The sequence below is a fragment of the Microbulbifer epialgicus genome, assembly GCF_041447265.1.
GTDB lineage: Bacteria > Pseudomonadota > Gammaproteobacteria > Pseudomonadales > Cellvibrionaceae > Microbulbifer > Microbulbifer epialgicus.
This window is the reverse complement of the sequence record NZ_JBGMEK010000081.1, coordinates 1-16,961: the sequence shown is the minus strand read 5'-3', so window position 1 is coordinate 16,961 and position 16,961 is coordinate 1. Positions and strand designations below refer to the sequence as shown.

The window sequence follows — 16,961 nt, the reverse complement described above, 5'->3', positions numbered from 1 at the left end:
GGAACTTAAATTCCTAAGAATATTGGACAATCGCTTATTCAATCGTACATCGCCCATAACTTGGTTTTTCACTTCGTCCATGACCCAGTCCTGCATAATTACCCATCCAAATCTGTAGCTCTTACTATGCCAAAACTGTAACTCATTGATTTTTATAATAAAACTGGAAAAACTTGTGTATAAAACTTAGCGGTGAACATTATCCAGAATATAGTTTGGTTGTTCGCTGGATAGCCGTACCCTTTTTAGGGTCGTGAGGTTGTTGCGGATATTGTGTGATAGGGGTAAAGTGAGGAGGGGGTAGGTGAAAGGGTATTTGGTGCTGGATTTATCTGTTGTGGATAAAAAAGGATTTCTCGAATATGCAAAAAAAATACCAGAATTCATCAAAAAGTATGGTGGTCGATATATTGTTAAAGGTGTAGTGCCTGAAGTTGTGGAAGGAAATTGGTCACCTGAAAGATTGGTGGTGTTAGAATTTCCGTCAATGGAGAGGGTTAAAGGTTTCTTGGGAGACCAGGAGGTAAAGGAGCTGTTTTTGTTGCGGCACAGCACAACAAATAGTCGATTAATTCTAGCGGAAGGCTGTGTTTGAAATTGTATAATATGCCAAGCATTGGCTGGTTTGTTCTTTTTCAGCGCTGCCGATTTTTTTGTGTCTGCTACGCGGAGCATCCGGTTGTTGTTGGACGATGGTAAAATACTTCATATTTAATACATGTATGCCTGTGTAAGGTTGCAAGGGGGATGAGATGTATAAAACTGTTCTTTGTGCGATAGAAAGCTCTCAAGAAGGTAAGTATGTGTTGTCAAAAGCGATAGAGCTTTCAAACAGATTTGATAGTAAGCTAATAGTTTTGAATGTATTGCCCTATAGTCTCCTGCCTAAGGATTATCAGCGGGAGCTGAAAGAAAGCGCGATTCCAAAATTCAATGAAATTACGTCTTCTTTTGGTATTGCCAAAAAAAACAGAGTTTTAAAAGTAGGCAAGCCATACGAAGTTATTTGTAAGGAGGCTGAAAAAAGAAATGTAGACTTGATAGTTTTGGGGACGCACTCCAAGAAAGGTATAGGTTCACTTATTGGTTCTACTGCAAATAGTATAGTGAATTATGCTCGCTGTGATGTAACTTTAATTAGAATATAATCGCTGGCGATCTTGCTGAAAAATTGCATATTAATTGGTCGCTATAGACATTCGTGGTGCTAAGATGTCTTTTGTGTGCTCTTGCTGCTTCAAGGTATTCCCAAAATTGGCTGTTATATATAGTCATGGGGGGTAAACTAACGGTGAATGTTTAATAACTGTAATTGTTATGCTGTCACTGTGATTACGATAATTCCTGTTGTGCCGCTGGAGTATGCAGATATGGCTCATTTTATGTGTGACAGCTTGCAGGTCTCAGTTTTTTTGGCATTTGGTTTGCGCTCTTGTCAACATCAAGTATTCTCTGAATGCATGGAAGAACAATAGTTTTCGAATTTTTAGCTCTATTGCCGATTTCTATTTTGGAGGCTTCTGTAGATCTTTTTTATGTTGATAGAGTATGAGTGTGATAGCGCGACTTAAGCTTTTGGCTCCCGCCAGAGTGAATGATAAATTTCAGGAGGGGCATTTTGCTAGTTACCGTAGCGAGTTTTTCATTTCCCTATGAAGCTCAAATAGCGAAAGCAGCCCTTGAATCCGAGGGTATAAAGGCGTTTGTTGCAGATGAACATACTATAAATATGCAGTGGTTATATTCCAACGCAATGGGCGGTGTCAGAGTGCAGGTATTGGAGTATGATTTAGAAAGTGCTCGACTTATGCTCAACCAGGATCATTCAATGAAAGTTTATGCTGAAGTGGGGGAGCGGCAAGTGAGATATTGTGAGTACTGCTCCTCTACAAATATGGAGCCATTTACCAAAGGAAAGAAACCGGCATACTTGGTCTTTTTGTTTTTTGGTATGCCCCTGTTTTTCTATAAGCATGGCCTAAAGTGTGGAAGTTGTGGGCGTTTTACAAAAATATAACACAAAGAATGGGAGCTAAAGTGCAGGCTGCAAGCTTGAGAGAGCGTAATCTATAGCGTCGCCCTATTTTGCTGAGACTTGTGTAAGTCGCAGTGCTAATCTGTGTTATCTCGCATTCTATTTACTACTGGGTAAGAAGGAAAGAATACACTGCACTCGAGACTCGCTGTAAATAGATCCCTGTAAGCTCGTAATCGGCATCCATGCCTCATACGGTCCCGGGCGCAGTGTATTCTTTCCCTCCCCTCTTTTCAGTATGTTCATATGGTTAGCCAGATAGAGTAGAATTTGGATGCAAGCAGGGTCTTCTGTCAAATTACTACTTAAACTCTTTCCCCAGTATGTCCAGAGTAATTTCCCCAAAGCGCTTAAGCATCAGGTTCTCAGCTTCGTCCATTACATCCTTTAAGGCGGTATTCACCGCACGCTCAATTGGGCAGTTAGTGTGTTCATCAGTCAGGCCAATGGTAAAAACTGATGTTTCACCCAATGCCTTATGAATATCCAGTAGCGTAATTTCAGTTAAAGGTTTGGTGAGTGACCAGCCTCCGTTATGCCCTTTGGTGGATTGCACATATCCCTGGTCGCGTAAAAGCGCCATGGTTCGCCTGACTACCACAGGGTTGGTGAAAAGCATTTCCGCCATTTTATCCGAGGTGACTGGCTTTTCAGTCATCTTGAGGTGGACGAGTACATGAAGTACCCGGGAGAGCCGGCTGTCCTTTCGCATATTTCACCTAATTTGTTGAAGACGTAGCATATCATGAAACTTAAGGTGTTACATGTGTTGTCACCTGCTAAAATATTATGTAACAATCAAAGTTACATATAATTTGGAGGCTTTTATGGATACTGATGTACTGATAATTGGTGGTGGTTTCGCTGGACTATCTGCTGCAATGCAGCTTGTTCGTGGGCGACGCAAGGTGGTTGTGATGGATACCAATAAGCCCCGTAACCGTTTTGCTGCTGCGTCCCATGGGGTATTTTGTTTGGATGGAAAAACACCCGCAGAGATTCGCACAACTGCATTATCTCAGTTGCAGAACTACCCAAGCTTTCGGCTGGTTGAAGATGCAGCAGTAGGTGTGGATGAGATTGAAGGTGGATTTGCAGTAACGGCGAATAATAATGAGCAATTCATGACGAAAAAGCTGATTCTCGCCAGTGGTATCACGGATGAATTGCCTGATATTTCCGGCGTGAAGGAGTACTGGGGTAAGAGCGTGATTCACTGCCCATACTGCCATGGTTACGAGCTTAGCGACTGCCCTTTGGGTGTACTGGCTACCAGCGAGTTATCTTTTCATCAGGCGGCAATGATTCCAGATTGGGGTGCGACAACGCTATTTACTCAGGGCCAATTTATACCAGAAGGGGAGGCACTCAATCATTTGCTCGCGAGGGGTGTAATTCTTGAGGAGACGCCGATTATAAAATTGGCAGGGAAAGGGGCGGACCTCAATCATGCTTTACTGGCTGACGGTCGCGAGTTGCCCCTAGAGGGGCTTTACGTATCTCCAAAAGCAAATTTAAATTCATCCCTTATCAAAATGCTGGGCCTTGAGTTGGAGGAGACATTTATTGGGAATATCGTTAAGGTCGATGACTTTAAAGAAAGCTCTGTCAAAGGAGTGTTTGTAGCGGGTGATTTATCCAATCCGATGCAGAGTGGTACCTTTGCGATCGCATCCGGCACCATGGCTGGTGTCGCAGCACATCGTTCACTTATTTTTAACAGCTGATATATACTAAAAAGAGGGAAAGAAAAAATAATACACTGCACTCAGGACCGTATGAGGTATGGATGCCTATTACGAACTTACAGGGATGTATTCGCAGCGCGTCTCGAGTGCAGAGTATTCTTTCCTTCTGACCCAGTAGTAAGTTATCTCTAGAGAGCCTCTGAATAATAACGTGATGCCTCTGGTCTTCAGAGCAGTTCACAATCAAGGTGCGGCTTCGCAGGAATGTCTAAACCTTTCAAGAGGTCGCAATTGGTAGTTTGAATCGCTCAAAAAGCCCCGCAGAGAAATTACGAGGTTATTCCGAGGTTCCCTAGAGTTCCAATTATTCGTCGTGATAACTTTCATCGTCATTCAGATAAGAAGAAACTGGTAATCAAGCTGAAAAGTGGCTGGTGCTTTTTTACAGCCCCAGCTACAGAAAAATCAGCAGTTGACCGCATTAACTGCGAGCCCACCAAGGGAGGTTTCCTTGTATTTGCTCTGCATGTCGATGCCAGTTTGGCGCATGGTTTCGATGACGCTGTCGAGAGGTACTATGTGAGCACCATCGCCGCGCAGAGCTAGGCGTGCGCCGTTGATGGCTTTTACCGCGCCCATGGTGTTGCGCTCAATACAGGGAACCTGCACCAGTCCGCCGATAGGGTCGCAGGTCAGGCCCAGGTTGTGCTCCATGCCGATCTCGGCAGCATTTTCAATTTGTTGGTTACTGCCGCCCTCCACTGCGGCTAAGCCTGCAGATGCCATTGAGCAGGCTACGCCGATTTCACCCTGGCAGCCAACTTCAGCAGCGGAAATGGAAGCATTTTTCTTGAACAGCATGCCTATAGCGCCGGCGGTTAGAAGGAATTTAACCACCTGATCTTTTAGCTCACCGTGAATTTCTGGATCGTGTACGAATTCTACGTAATAGGCAATTACTGCGGGAATAACTCCAGCTGCACCATTGGTGGGGGCGGTGACGATGCGCCCACGAGCGGCATTCTCTTCATTGACTGCCAGGGCAAAAAGGCTGACCCAGTCGAGGATGGCAAGGCCGTGATTGCGTTCTTCCAGGGATTGCTTGCTCAGCTCCCGATAGAGTTCTGCTGCACGGCGGCGCACGTTCAGGCCGCCCGGCAAGATGCCATTCTGGTGGCAGCCCCGTTCAATAGAGGCATCCATTACCTTCCAGATATTCCATAGGCGGTCTTTTACTTCCCGCTCACTACGAAAGGCCTTTTCATTTTCCATTGCCAGCTCGGCAATAGTCCAACCGTGCTCGTCGCAGGTTGCCATCAGCTGTTCGGCGTTACTGAAGTCATAGGGAAGTAGGGTGGCTATCTCTTCCTTGTGAGCGAAATCCTCTTCGGAAAGTACGAAGCCGCCACCGATGGAAAAATAGCTGCGCTCGAATAATAACTCAGACCCGGAATATGCCTGACAGGTCATGCCATTGGAGTGCTGAGGTAGGAACTCTTCCATATGGAAAACAAGGTCGCGCTCGCGAACGAATTCAATGCTGTGGTCATTATTTAGCAGGAGAGACTGTTCTTTTTCAATCGCAGTCATTTTTGCTTCAATGCTATCGACATCAATGGTATCTGGGGACTGGCCCAGAAGCCCCATCAGTACCGCCATATCGGTACCGTGACCGACCCCTGTCAGCGCCAGGGAGCCATACAGGTGTACCTGTACACGGTCGGTATCGGCAAGCTGAGCTCGGGAGCGCAAGTCCTGTACAAACTGGCGGGCGGCGACCATGGGGCCCACCGTGTGGGAGCTTGAGGGGCCGACACCGATTTTGAATAGTTCAAAAACGCTAATACTCATAAATATACTCTGCGCCGGGCCGCGTGCTGTTGCAGCCCTCCCTTAAGGATATAGTTGCACCATTTGGGGGCGCACTTTTGCCTTACGAGGCCTAACAATCAAGATGGCAGTCGCCATTCCGTACAAAATTCTATTTGTGACATGTTTTGCGGAATTTATGAGTTTCCAGACTCGCAGAGTAAGAGAAGCTACGGCACTTCTGCGACCAAAACAGCACGTTTGGGCGCGGGGTGACCTTCAATCGTTTTATCTGGCGATTGTGGGTCGAGAAAATCCGCCAGGGACTCAAAACGCATCCAATCAGTACGTCGCTGTTCTTTCAGGCTGGTGGTGTTCAAGTCCACTGTCCTGGGATTGCGGAAACCGCATTTGCGCAACCAGCTCTCCAGGGTGGCGCAGCTAGGGAAGAACCAGACGTTGCGCATTTTTGCGTAGCGACCCTCAGGTACCAGGCAATCGCCGAGTTCGCCATCGATTACCAGTGTTTCCAGTACCAGTTGCCCGCCTGGACGCAGGGTTTCGCGCAGTTCACGCAAGTGATCCATCGGAGAGCGGCGGTGGTAGAGCACCCCCATAGAGAAGGTGGTATCGAAGGCACGCAGATTTGGGGGGAGGGCCTCAATGCCTAGAGGCAGCAAATCTACCGGCTTTTCCTCGCCGAGATATTTTTTCAGTGCATAGAACTGCGCAACAAATTTTGCCGATGGATCTATGCCAATTACGCGCCGTGCGCCGGCTCCGTATGAGCGCCAGCAGTGGTAACCGTTGCCGCAGCCGACATCCAAAACCAGTTTGGCTTTGAGTGGTGCCAAGTAGGGCAAAACACGATCCCACTTCCAATCAGAACGCCATTCAGTATCAATGGCTAAGCCGAAAATTTCCCAGGGGCCTTTGCGCCATGGGTGCAGCTTCCTCAGCTCCTGTTCCAATAACTGCAATTGTTCGGGGTTGGTGTCTTTGTAACTACCTATACGCACGCTACTGGCAAGTTCAATATCTGAGGGAGTGATATCCGGTAAAGCTTCCACTGCCGCTCGCCAATCTGGCAGGTCTCCCCAACGATGTGGACTTAGGTTCTCTGCCACTTGCTGTGGTAGCTGCGCCAGCCAGGAACGCAGCTCAGGGATATATTGCAGGCTGTCATACAGTTGGGTGTAATTGATCACAGGGGTACTTACTTTTCGGGATTGCCTTTAATGGCAATTAAAGAGGCAAAGTTAAAACACTGGAACCAAACATCAACGCTGGTAAAGCCCACACCTTTCAGGCGCTGGCGGTGGTTGTCCAAAGTTTCTGGAATCAGCACGTTTTCCAGAGCTGAGCGTTTCTGTGCGATCTCCATTGCGCTGTAGCCGTTGGCTGCCTTGAAGGAGTGATGTAGTTCAATCATCAGCTCGTTATGAGCGTTATCTGCAAAGTCGACTTTTTCCGAAACGATGAGGATGCCACCGGGGCGCAGTCCTTCATGGATTTTCTTCAAAATTTCTTCGCGCTCCCCCACTGGAATAAACTGCAGGGTGAAATTGAGCACTACCATTGAGGCATTTTCGATGACGACGTTTTGCAGGTTGTCGCAAATCAGCTGAACCGGGATTTCACCGCTGTCCGCTTTAAGTACAGTGCGGGCTTGGTCTACCATGGCCTTCGAATTATCGACTGCGATTATCTGGCAGTCCGCTGCAGGAATGCGATGGCGCATAGCGAGAGTTGCTGCGCAGAGAGAACTACCCAAGTCATAACAGCGGCTGCCGGCTTGGACGTAGCGTTCAGCCAGGGTGCCAATCATCGCCACGATGGTGGCGTAGCCAGGTACTGATCGTTTGATCATGTCTGGAAAAACTTCCACCACCTGCTGATCAAATTCAAAACCGGCAACCTGGCCCAGTGGGTTTGCGTAAATGTTATCGTGTTTACTCATTGGGATTTCGCTAAAAGAGTCGCGCCACTCAACCGGCAGGCGCCCATGCCTGCCAGCTTCGTGCCGGCTTACACTTGGCCCCGGCAAAGGCTGCCAGGGGCTAGTTCAGGATTCTATTAGAGCGTTTCTTCCTGCAGATTGAGTTTTGCTGCCGCTTCGCGACCATGGGTGCCGGTGACCACAGCAGTGCTGGCCTTGCGTGGGTCAAGGTAGGTGGCGCCGACCCGCTGCAGATCTTCGAGAGTCACCTCTGTCACTTGCTTGCGGAATTTCTGGCGCACCGTGTGGCTGCGGCCGTATAGAGCGGAGTGGAAGTTCTTCTTGGCTTCACCGGCGGGGGAGCCGGGTTTATCCAGTCCGCCGACAACGCCAAGAATAGCCTCTTCAACCTGTTCCTCTTTGTGTTTTTCTTCGGCCAGCCACTTTAAGGACGCATCGAAGTCTTCCAGGGTTTCTCCCATGCGTGGATCGCGGTAGGAGTAAAAACGGAATACGCCAATATTGCTATCGTGCCCCGCGCCACCACCGTAGGCACCACCTTGTTCGCGAATAGTACGGTGCAGGAAACCATTGCGCAGGAAGCCGCTCAGCACAGATAGAGGCGCGGCATCTGGATGGGACATAGGGACAGTGGCATAGGCCTTGGCGCAGAAATTGACTTGGCTGTTGGCGACCCACAACTCCTCGACATGCTTGCGTTCAAAGGGCGCATCGGGAGCTGCCGCTGTGGTGCTGGGGGTGGAGGTGAGTGGTGCTAGTGCTCGACTGAAATCACTAATTTTTTCTTCTTCACCCACTAGCAGAAACTGGCGTGGTGCTGCCAGGATCTTCTGGTGAATGGATTGAAACTGTGCGGAAAGGTTTTGTAGCCCTTGCTCCTGATCGAGTCCACGCACCAGGGTTTTCAATTCGCGCAGGCCCAGTAGACCCCCACTGGCATGGCTTTCCCAGGCGGCGCGATTATATCCTGCGCTAGCCGCAGCCATGGCTAGGGCGTGGCCATTGCCGACAACTCCCTGTTCGCGGCGGGCCAGGGTCTGTAATAGTAGTTCTTTGATGCGAGGGGACTCATCGAAGCGTACCTGTTCCATGGTTGCCTGCATCAGCTCAGTCAATTCGCTCTGGTTGCGCGATAGTGCTTTGCCGGACAGGATAAAGTGGCCCGATAAGTGATCAAGATTATCGATGGCGGTGCGGCTACTGGTAAAGCCATGCAGCGCTCCAGCGACACTGGTTTGCCACTGTTGTACCTCCAGATAATCTTTATCTCCCAGACCGACTTCGCTCAGTACCTGACAGTAGTAGGGCAGAAGCTGTTTTTCTTCTTCGGTGAGGTCTGGCAGGGCGCTCACCATTTGCTGGTAAACCAGGCCATTGGTGCCGGCGCAGTAGAGGGTGAGTTTCTGCTCGCCCAGGGTGGTTTCTTCACCCTCCACATCAGGCAGTTCCGCGGGAATATCTTCTACGCCCACTTTGGGCAGGAGGGAGGCGTCGTCCTCGCGGATTTGGCGGTCGGTCAGGGCCTTGGCGGTTTCAATAATTTGCTCTGCTTCTTTCTCGCTTAGACGAGATCTGATCTGTGCGAGTTGATCCTTCTCAGCCTGTTCTCGACGTGTTGCCAGTTTGTCATCCGGGCTCAGAACCAAGCGCACTCGGTGCTGGTTTTCCAGCAGCAGCTCGCGGGCTTTGTCAGCGATAAACCTCGGGTCCTTGATTTGCTCACGCAGTTTTTCCAGGGTGGCGTCAATATTCAGTAGGCCAATGGGATCGCCACGGTGAGTGGCACCGGTCAGCGCGGTGAGGATCAGCTGCAGCCCGTAAGGGTAGCCATCTCCACCAATCTCCCTCTGTTGCAGTTCCAATTGGTGCAGGCTGGCCTCCACCTGGTCGTAGGGGATGCCGGCTTCTGCAACTTCTTCCAGTACAGTGAGTACTTGTCTTTCCAGCTCGTCGGCACAGGTGCGCTCACTACCCTCGATACCGCAGACAAAAACCAGCTCCCGTTGGGAATCATCCAATCCAATAAGGGGGGAAGGGGATGTGCCGAGGTCGGTGGTCTCCAGAAGTTTCATCAGCGGGGAGGCACTGCTGTCCAGCAGCACGCCGGCGAGTAAGTGTGCAGTCAAGGCTTCTTCCAGGTCAGTCACATCGCCAAGCAGCCAGCTCAGTACAATATGGGTCTTACCGTTTAACTCTTCGCCGCTTAGCGGATAGTGCTCTTCAACCTTGAGTGGTGCCTGGTAGCGATCTTCGCGACCTACAGCGATAGTTTTGTCCAGCTGATCGAACTTGTGCAGGGCTTTTTCTTCGAATGCTGCCTGGTGCTCAGCAGCGGGGATGTCGCCAAAGGTCATAAAAATGGCGTTGCTCGGGTGATAATGGCTGCGATAAAAGGCCACCAGTTGTTCGTAGCTGAGTTTAGGGATGTCGGTCGGTTCGCCACCAGAATTGTAGTGATAAGTGGTGGTGGGGAAGAGGTATTTGCTCAGTGTGTGCCACAGCTGTGAGCTGACAGAGCTCATGGCGCCCTTCATTTCATTAAACACTACGCCTTTATAAACAAGCTCACTGTTGGCGTTATCTGCTTCGGCGAACTCCAGGCGGTGGCCCTCCTGGGCAAAATCCAGCGGGTCCAGGCGTGCGAAAAATACCGCGTCCAGGTAGACGTCGAGCAGATTGTCAAAATCCTTACGATTCTGGCTCGCGAACGGGTAGGCGGTCCAATCGGAGCTGGTGAAGGCATTCATAAAGGTATTGAGTGAACGCCGAATCATCATGAAGAAAGGGTCCCGCACCGGGTACTTGTCACTGCCGCACAGCGCGGTGTGTTCAAGAATATGCGCCACGCCGGTGGAGTCTTCGGGCACAGTGCGCAGCGCCACCAGGAAAACATTTTCCGGATTGTCTGCAGCTATGTGCAGGTGTTGGGCACCGGTAGTGTCGTGACGGTATTCCTCGACGCGTACGCCGAGGGAATCAATTTCTGCACTGGTAACCAGTTTGAATGCAGGATGTGAGTTGCTCAAAAGACAGCTCCCTGGAGTTATAGGAAATTTTCTGGCCGAGCTCTGCTGTGTCGGCTAAAGGACGCTATTCTACCGCTTGCACACACCGGAAAGACAGTGTTGACAAGGATGCCAGCAAGGCGAAGACTTCGCCTTCCAAAGCCCCGGCATAAATGTAGACGAACAGAGAGGTAGAGGTTGTCCTGGTTGGATATTGCCAGCGTCACTGGCTTTATTATGACATGGGTGGGTTACACCGTTTTCGCACGGAAAAAAGCCAAAGAAACCTGGTGCCTCACCTCGTCACTGCAATGGCATCGGGTGGAGTGGATGCTACGCATGCTCGATCGGGAAATGCGTATGGCGGACACAGCGATCCTGAGTAACCTTGAGCGAGTGATTGGCTTCTTTGCTTCCACCAGCATATTGATTCTGGCGGGCCTGGTAACCGCATTGACTGCCAATAAGGCGGCAATTGAAGTAATTACCAGTCTACCGTTTGCTGAGCCTACCTCTGTTGAACAGTTTGAGCTCAAGGTGATGCTGCTGATCCTGATATTTATCTACGCTTTTTTCAACTTTACCTGGTCGTTGCGGCAATATTCATTCGCGAATGTGCTGATTGGTGCGGCGCCGCCGCCGGAAACTGATGATCTCTCCGAAGAGGGGCGCCGCCGCTTCGCTGTCAGTATCGCCAAGGTGATCGATCATGCTGGGCACAGCTACAACTACGGTTTGCGTTCTTATTACTTTTCCATGTCGGTATTGGGCTGGTTTATTCACCCGCTGTTATTTATCACGGGCTATGTCTTCGTGGTTTGTGTACTGTATCGGCGGGAGTTTATGTCTCGTGCCCTCAAGTCAATTTTGGCAGCGCGAGAAGGCGATTTGGAGCGCCAGCCAAGGACAGAAAATGATGAAAGATAGAGAAATTCTGGCGGCCTTTGATGAAGTCGCCAAGCTCCGCGGCTGGCAGTCATTACATACGCCGAAAAACCTGGCCATGGCACTGTCGGTGGAGGTGGCGGAACTCGGCAAGCACTTCCAGTGGAAAGATGAAAGTGAAATCTTTGCCCTGATGAAAACTGAGAGTGCGGCCGCAGTTGCCGCCGAGCTAGCGGATATCCAGATGTATTTAACCAAGTTGGCGGTAGTGTTGGATATTGATATGGATATCGCATTGCGTGACAAAATGGCAGAAAATCGCCGGCGTTGCCAGATTGAGTTACCAAGTGAGGGCTTTAATGAGCGCTAGTCGTTACAGCGATCGGAATTTTGATGACTTGGCCCACCGCTTTCGCAACCGCATTTATGGCGGGCTCAAGGGGGATATACGCCTGGCGGTGTTGACCCGCGATCTGGCTCCCTTATTAGGTACTGAGCAGCGCACTTTAAAAGTTGTAGATGCCGGTGGGGGCCAGGGGCATTTCGCGATGGATTTGGCTCAGGCCGGACATAAGGTTTACCTGGCCGATATTTCTGCACAGATGCTAGAACATGCCGCAGCTGAGGTGGAAGAGCGGAGGTTGCAAAAGCAAGTGACACTCCTGCATAAGCCGTTGCAGGCATTGCCGGAACAGGCAGAGCTGCGTGAGGCCGACCTGGTCATCTGCCACGCAGTGCTGGAGTGGTTGGAAGAGCCGCGGCAGGCTTTGCAGCAATTGCGCAGGCTGCTAAAGCCCGGCGGACACCTGTCCCTGACATTTTATAATCGCCGCGCATTGGAGTTTCGGTTGTTGCAGCGCGGCAGTTTTCGCCAGCTTGAACGCAATATTGGTGAGGACTACTGGGGAGGGCATCCGGGCAGCCTCACCCCGCAAAACCCCTTGCTACCTGAGTGGGTGGAAGGGTGGCTAGAGGAAACCGCCTTTGAAGTCGTATGCCATAGTGGCATTCGCTGTTTTCACGATTTTATGACACCCTCAATCCGTGAGAAGTTGCCAGCGGCGGCGATTGTGCAAAAGGAGCTGGAATACTCTCAGCTCGACCCATACCGGCAGCTGGCCCGCTATATACACCTCCTGTGTAAGGTGCCCTGATTACAAAACACGCAACAATAACTCTTTGGCGGCGTTTACCCGGGATGCCAAGTAGTCATTGCCGCCACGATCCGGGTGTAATTTCTGAATCAGCTTACGGTGTGCGCCAATAATTTCATCCTTTCCCGCATTGGCGCCCACTCCTAGGATTCGCCGCGCCTCGTGCTCGGTGAGAGTTGGGCCCTGATCGTTTTGAGCCGCCTTTTGCCCCTGCCACTTTTCCTCACCCTGTTGACGGTTTTGTTGCTGTCGGTTGCGGGCGTATCGCTCAAAGAATGGTGCCAGCCAGGGCAGCAGCCGGGTGAGCTGGTTGAGCAGGCGGCCGAGCACCGGCAGGATCAGAAGCACGGCGGCGCCAACCCAGTGCAGGCGACCGCTTAGTGCGAGTAATACCACGACTACTGCAGCCGCTAAAAGTGTGGCCAGGAAAATCTGTTTGCGCTTGTTTTCAGGTGCGCTGGCCTTGATTTTTTGCCATGCATACCAAACTCCAATCAAGATAAGCAGTAATAAGATTAAGCGTAACAATGGCGACTCCTTTTATTGTTGATCTGCCAATTTTTAACAGTGGGGCCAAATATCTCTCTGACCTGTTTGATCACTGAGTTAAACTGGCCTAAGTATGGCTCTAGGCGGATTAGCGGCTTATGGCTATCCTGATTGAAGAGAATTTCAGCACTTGAGATAACAGTATGCAATACGACAAATTCCAGGTACCGGATGCGGATCAGATTTTACCCGGTCGGCCACAGCCGATGGACATCACTGGCATTCATTTCGTTAATGGCAATTCTATCAAAGAGCCGTTTCCCGAGGGTATGGAAGTCGCCATGTTTGGCATGGGCTGTTTCTGGGGCGCCGAGCGCTTGTTTTGGGAAGCTGACGGTGTCTTCGCTACTGCGGCTGGTTACTCCGATGGGGCAACAGAAAACCCGAATTATGACGAGGTATGCAGTGGCCGCACTGGCCATGCCGAAGTGGTAAAAGTGGTTTTTGATCCCAAAGTGATCAGTTACGCGGAATTACTCAAGACTTTCTGGGATATGCATGACCCCACTCAGGGAATGCGCCAGGGCAATGATATCGGTTCGCAGTACCGCTCCTGCATATTTTGCACTACTGAACAGCAGAAAAAAGAAGCGGAGGCCAGCAAGGATGCGGTACAGGCGGCGCTGGATGAAAAGCAGCGGGGCAAAATCACAACGGAAATCAGTATGGCGCAGCCGTTTTACTACGCTGAGGAGTATCACCAGCAGTATATGGCGAAAAACAAGGAAGCGGTGTGTCCGATTTTACGCAATCCTATGCACGACTGAACTGAAAGGGCGGTTGGAAGAGCCGCCCTTTTTCTATTCTATTACCCTTTCCCGTCTATCTCTCCAATTCCTCAGGCTTGCGGAACGCTTGTTGTTTATTCTTCTTTCTGCTGGTGTGCGCACCAATCGCTCCAGCTGCCGGGGTAGAGCAGAGAGTCTTTGTATCCTGCCAGGTGCTGACTGAGAAAGTTGACGCAAGCCGTTACACCGGAGCCGCAATAATTTAGCAGTGGCCTCCTATCAGGCAGGGATTGCCATTGCAGGCTCAGTGCCTGCGCAGACTTCACCTTGCCGGTGGACTCTTCGGTTAACGATTTCCAGGGTTGGTTAATAGCGCCGGGGATATGCCCGGCGATGGGGTCAATGGGCTCTTGCCTGCCCGCAAAACGGTCGGGATCACGGGCATCCACCAGCTGCCAGGGTGCATTTTCGAGAGTAGGCTTAAGCTGTTCATAATGCACCAGCAGGTTTTCTTTAGGCATTGCGTGAAAATTACCAGGCTCGTCGGGAGGCACTTCGCTGGATTCCAGTGGCAGGGCCTCGCTCAGCCAGGCTTGCAGCCCGCCATTTAAAACTCTGACAGCACTGTGTCCGAAAAAGAAAAACAGAAACCATGCTCGCGCGGCAAAGCCCAGGCGATTGTCATCATAGACGACAACGGGTGTATCACTATTGATACCGAGATTGCGAGCAAATTTCTGGAACTGAGCACTTGTGGGCATGGGGTGACGACCGCCAAAACGCTGTATTGGCGCGGAAAGATCGCGGTGCAGGCTGGCGTAGTGGGCTCGCGGAATATGTCCGGTGGAATAGGCGCGGGCGCCGCTTTCGGGATCCACAAGATCGTAACGACAGTCCAGAATTACGGGAACTGCGCTCTTTTGGAGCTCCAGTAGATCTGCAACCTCAATCAGTGGGCTGTCATCATTTTTCTTCATTCAGTCAATTCCTTTTATTAGTTGGGCTTCAATCAGTCGTTCTGTGAAATACATAAAGGACGGGGAAGCTTATGGCTTGCCTCGACTCGATACTGATTGTGGAGGCGGTTATTGCACCAAGTTCAAATAGGTAGTGATATGGTTGCAAATAGGCCCATTACCTCCAGCATCGCAGTAGCTTAGCATTTCAATATCTGCTTCCCCAATGTCGGCAGTCCACTGGCCACTACTGCCTTTTTCATAGTTGATCCAGAGATCCTCTTTCACCAGACCAGCCGAATCCCGCTTATTGAGTAGGATATTCAATTCCATTTTATTGCGGGGCGTTGCGAAGAAATACTCACCATTGCCGTCGAAGAGGCACTGCTCGTCTGCATTTGAAAAAGTGACGACCTGAGAGCTGATAATCCAGTCATCGTAGGCGCGGTTTCCATCGCGCTCAACCAGCCTGCGGCAGGCAGCAAAAAATGACTTTTCGCAGTTGGCATCCCTAAATCGGTTGGTTGGCCCATAGATTTTACCGCAGTTGCCGGTACCATTTGGTTCATAGCCAGAGGCGTCCCAGCTCCACACCAGATTATGGGAGGATAAGGGGGCTTCACCATCACCGTTCCAGTCCCCATTGCCATCAAAGCCATATATTTCAATAATATTCAAACCGACATCTAAAAACCCTGAAATGGCGTTGGGTTGTAAAAGGACATCGTTATTGCTGCTTGAGGATGCGCCACTTTTCACCAAGCCGTCAAAAACCCGGCTCATTTTCGAACGTCTGTCTGTATCGCTGAGGTTTTCAACATCATTGTAAGTTTTAAAACGCTTAACGGTATTGCCTGCGTAAAATGCCAGATCGTTATATCCATCGTTGCTGAAGCAGCCGTGAGTACTAAAGACAATCAGATTTTTTCCAGCAGATAATACCTTGCTCTTGGTGATGATGTCTGTAGGTAATTCAGTACAACCGTGGCTGCCCAGGTTGCCGTGATTACTGATTCCGTTGGTAGTGCCATAAATATAGCTTCCTACATAGGTTACCAATTCCTCCTTGAGTAGGGAGAGTTTACTTTCGGCGCTATCTGTAATTTCGAATTTTAGTAAAATAACTTCGTTCGGGTTTTCCTGCAAAAAATCAGCGATATCCCGTAAACCATGCTTTAAACGTTTGTAGCCGGTAATGGTGTTCAGGCAACCAGCAAACCCACTGTTATTGTGGCAGAGTCGCAATTGATTCCAGTCATAGTGGACATCGTAAACCAGTTGCCTGATTCCTTTTTCCATTTGCTGGGATCGGGTTCGATACTGGTTGAGGGCAATATTCCAGAATTGATCATCGCCATTGTTGGCGAAAGAATTATGGGTTCCAGGCCAGGTTGTTTCTGAAAATGGAGCATCGTAATCAATACCGTTTTGAATGTTCAGTGCGCGCTCCCCCCACTCGGATAGAGTTTCGGCAGATAGTGGTATGGTTGTGATATATATGGCGATGGCGAAAATAAATAGATTAAGGCTGGGCATGAGGTTTTCTCTCGAAATTATTTTTATGTTGATTTTTTGCGTAACCTGATTAATGAGCCTGTGCCAGGCGGTTGTTAATGTAGCATTTCAGCTATCGAGTCTCGACTATATTTGGGAAGGGTGCACCCATAGGTTCATTTCTAGCATCTATTCGCAATGATTTTGATATCAGGGATGCTTTTATAGAAAGTTGTCTGATTAAGTGAGATGCAATGTGGGTGCCAATTGCAGCTGTATATTTTTCGATTGTTTGGGGGCTGTTGATACTAACCAGCCTGTCAATAATTAGTCGGCCCTGAAAAAAACCAAACACTAGCCTCCAGCACGGTGTAATGAGGGTTTGCGGGGCGATTCGGACTAAATCCACCTTCCAAAACGTAAGTAAAATATCCGTATTATTAGCCGGAACGGATTTGAGATCATAAAAATAGGTGAAAACGATTTTTTAGGGCACAAAAAAACGCCTCCAGCGCCCTGATCATCCATTTTCTCAAATTCCAGGCACACGCAGCCATGAGGAGATTTATCGCATCACCCACTGTGCCTTTGAGGAAGTTTCTTGACAGTCGAAAATCAAATTTGAGATGCCCAATGAGTGGTTCAATCGCTGCCCGACGCCGGCACTTTTTCCGTTTCTTTTCCCGCTGGTAACGATT

Annotated in this window: 17 protein-coding genes and 1 pseudogene; 8 read left to right on the top strand and 10 right to left on the bottom strand. The window is 49.8% G+C overall.

The window, feature by feature from the left end; genetic code table 11:
• A partial coding sequence (locus tag ACCI49_RS25140) for a transposase DNA-binding-containing protein (protein WP_503629704.1) occupies positions 1 to 96 on the bottom strand: 96 nt, incomplete at its 3' end.
• Between the two features lie 208 nt (positions 97 to 304).
• Here ACCI49_RS25140 and ACCI49_RS20465 point away from each other — a divergent pair.
• The 3 genes from ACCI49_RS20465 (at position 305) to ACCI49_RS20455 (ending at position 2,017) form a co-directional block, all read left to right on the top strand.
• A complete protein-coding gene (locus tag ACCI49_RS20465; RefSeq protein WP_371841079.1) occupies positions 305 to 595 on the top strand; it encodes a DUF1330 domain-containing protein in 291 nt (96 codons plus the stop codon).
• Between the two features lie 157 nt (positions 596 to 752).
• Positions 753 to 1,148 carry a universal stress protein gene (locus ACCI49_RS20460; RefSeq protein WP_371841077.1) on the top strand — a complete coding sequence of 132 codons (396 nt, stop codon included), beginning with the start codon at positions 753 to 755 and terminating at the stop codon, positions 1,146 to 1,148.
• 470 nt (positions 1,149 to 1,618) lie between these two features.
• On the top strand, positions 1,619 to 2,017 hold the full coding sequence (locus ACCI49_RS20455; protein WP_371841075.1) for a putative signal transducing protein: 399 nt from the start codon (positions 1,619 to 1,621) through the stop codon (positions 2,015 to 2,017).
• A gap of 319 nt (positions 2,018 to 2,336) precedes the next feature.
• On the opposite strand, the gene ACCI49_RS20450 is transcribed toward ACCI49_RS20455, so the two are convergent.
• Positions 2,337 to 2,747: an RrF2 family transcriptional regulator gene (locus tag ACCI49_RS20450; protein ID WP_371841074.1), complete on the bottom strand. Its 411-nt coding sequence runs from the start codon at positions 2,745 to 2,747 to the stop codon at positions 2,337 to 2,339.
• A 115-nt stretch (positions 2,748 to 2,862) separates the two neighbouring features.
• Between ACCI49_RS20450 and ACCI49_RS20445 the strand changes: the two genes are divergently transcribed.
• Complete coding sequence (locus ACCI49_RS20445) at positions 2,863 to 3,762, top strand: NAD(P)/FAD-dependent oxidoreductase (protein WP_371841072.1); 900 nt, start codon at positions 2,863 to 2,865, stop codon at positions 3,760 to 3,762.
• A gap of 426 nt (positions 3,763 to 4,188) precedes the next feature.
• On the opposite strand, the gene ACCI49_RS20440 is transcribed toward ACCI49_RS20445, so the two are convergent.
• The 4 genes from ACCI49_RS20440 to ACCI49_RS20425 all read right to left on the bottom strand — a co-directional run bounded on the left by ACCI49_RS20440 (position 4,189) and on the right by ACCI49_RS20425 (position 10,518).
• A complete protein-coding gene (locus tag ACCI49_RS20440; RefSeq protein ID WP_371841071.1) occupies positions 4,189 to 5,574 on the bottom strand; it encodes an L-serine ammonia-lyase in 1,386 nt (461 codons plus the stop codon).
• 188 nt (positions 5,575 to 5,762) lie between these two features.
• Positions 5,763 to 6,740 (bottom strand): tRNA 5-methoxyuridine(34)/uridine 5-oxyacetic acid(34) synthase CmoB, encoded by a 978-nt coding sequence (gene cmoB / locus ACCI49_RS20435; protein ID WP_371841070.1) that lies wholly within the window; start codon positions 6,738 to 6,740, stop codon positions 5,763 to 5,765.
• 8 nt (positions 6,741 to 6,748) lie between these two features.
• Positions 6,749 to 7,492: a carboxy-S-adenosyl-L-methionine synthase CmoA gene (gene cmoA / locus ACCI49_RS20430; protein ID WP_371841068.1), complete on the bottom strand. Its 744-nt coding sequence runs from the start codon at positions 7,490 to 7,492 to the stop codon at positions 6,749 to 6,751.
• Between the two features lie 116 nt (positions 7,493 to 7,608).
• The gene (locus ACCI49_RS20425) at positions 7,609 to 10,518 is read right to left on the bottom strand and encodes an insulinase family protein (RefSeq protein ID WP_371841066.1); all 2,910 of its coding nucleotides are present in this window, start codon (positions 10,516 to 10,518) and stop codon (positions 7,609 to 7,611) included.
• A gap of 177 nt (positions 10,519 to 10,695) precedes the next feature.
• Between ACCI49_RS20425 and ACCI49_RS20420 the strand changes: the two genes are divergently transcribed.
• Genes ACCI49_RS20420 through ACCI49_RS20410 form a run of 3 tightly spaced genes read left to right on the top strand, consistent with a single transcriptional unit; the run spans position 10,696 to position 12,536 of the window.
• Positions 10,696 to 11,424, top strand: a complete 729-nt coding sequence (locus ACCI49_RS20420; protein WP_371841065.1) for a DUF599 domain-containing protein — start codon at positions 10,696 to 10,698, stop codon at positions 11,422 to 11,424.
• Positions 11,411 to 11,752: a MazG-like family protein gene (locus ACCI49_RS20415; RefSeq protein WP_371841064.1), complete on the top strand. Its 342-nt coding sequence runs from the start codon at positions 11,411 to 11,413 to the stop codon at positions 11,750 to 11,752. The genes ACCI49_RS20420 and ACCI49_RS20415 overlap by 14 nt, the downstream gene beginning before the upstream one ends.
• The gene (locus ACCI49_RS20410; RefSeq protein ID WP_371841063.1) at positions 11,742 to 12,536 is read left to right on the top strand and encodes a methyltransferase; all 795 of its coding nucleotides are present in this window, start codon (positions 11,742 to 11,744) and stop codon (positions 12,534 to 12,536) included. The genes ACCI49_RS20415 and ACCI49_RS20410 overlap by 11 nt, the downstream gene beginning before the upstream one ends.
• On the opposite strand, the gene ACCI49_RS20405 is transcribed toward ACCI49_RS20410, so the two are convergent.
• Positions 12,537 to 13,064: a J domain-containing protein gene (locus ACCI49_RS20405; protein WP_371841062.1), complete on the bottom strand. Its 528-nt coding sequence runs from the start codon at positions 13,062 to 13,064 to the stop codon at positions 12,537 to 12,539. It abuts the gene before it with no gap.
• A gap of 164 nt (positions 13,065 to 13,228) precedes the next feature.
• On the opposite strand from ACCI49_RS20405, the gene msrA reads away from it, so the two are divergent.
• Positions 13,229 to 13,852 (top strand): peptide-methionine (S)-S-oxide reductase MsrA, encoded by a 624-nt coding sequence (gene msrA, locus ACCI49_RS20400; protein ID WP_371841061.1) that lies wholly within the window; start codon positions 13,229 to 13,231, stop codon positions 13,850 to 13,852.
• A gap of 95 nt (positions 13,853 to 13,947) precedes the next feature.
• On the opposite strand, the gene ACCI49_RS20395 is transcribed toward msrA, so the two are convergent.
• The 3 genes and pseudogenes from ACCI49_RS20395 to ACCI49_RS20385 form a co-directional block, all read right to left on the bottom strand.
• Complete coding sequence (locus ACCI49_RS20395) at positions 13,948 to 14,790, bottom strand: sulfurtransferase (RefSeq protein WP_371841060.1); 843 nt, start codon at positions 14,788 to 14,790, stop codon at positions 13,948 to 13,950.
• A 108-nt stretch (positions 14,791 to 14,898) separates the two neighbouring features.
• Positions 14,899 to 16,305 (bottom strand): phosphoinositide-specific phospholipase C-related protein, encoded by a 1,407-nt coding sequence (locus ACCI49_RS20390; protein WP_371841059.1) that lies wholly within the window; start codon positions 16,303 to 16,305, stop codon positions 14,899 to 14,901.
• A gap of 485 nt (positions 16,306 to 16,790) precedes the next feature.
• Positions 16,791 to 16,961: pseudogene (locus ACCI49_RS20385) on the bottom strand (transposase); the annotation flags it as partial.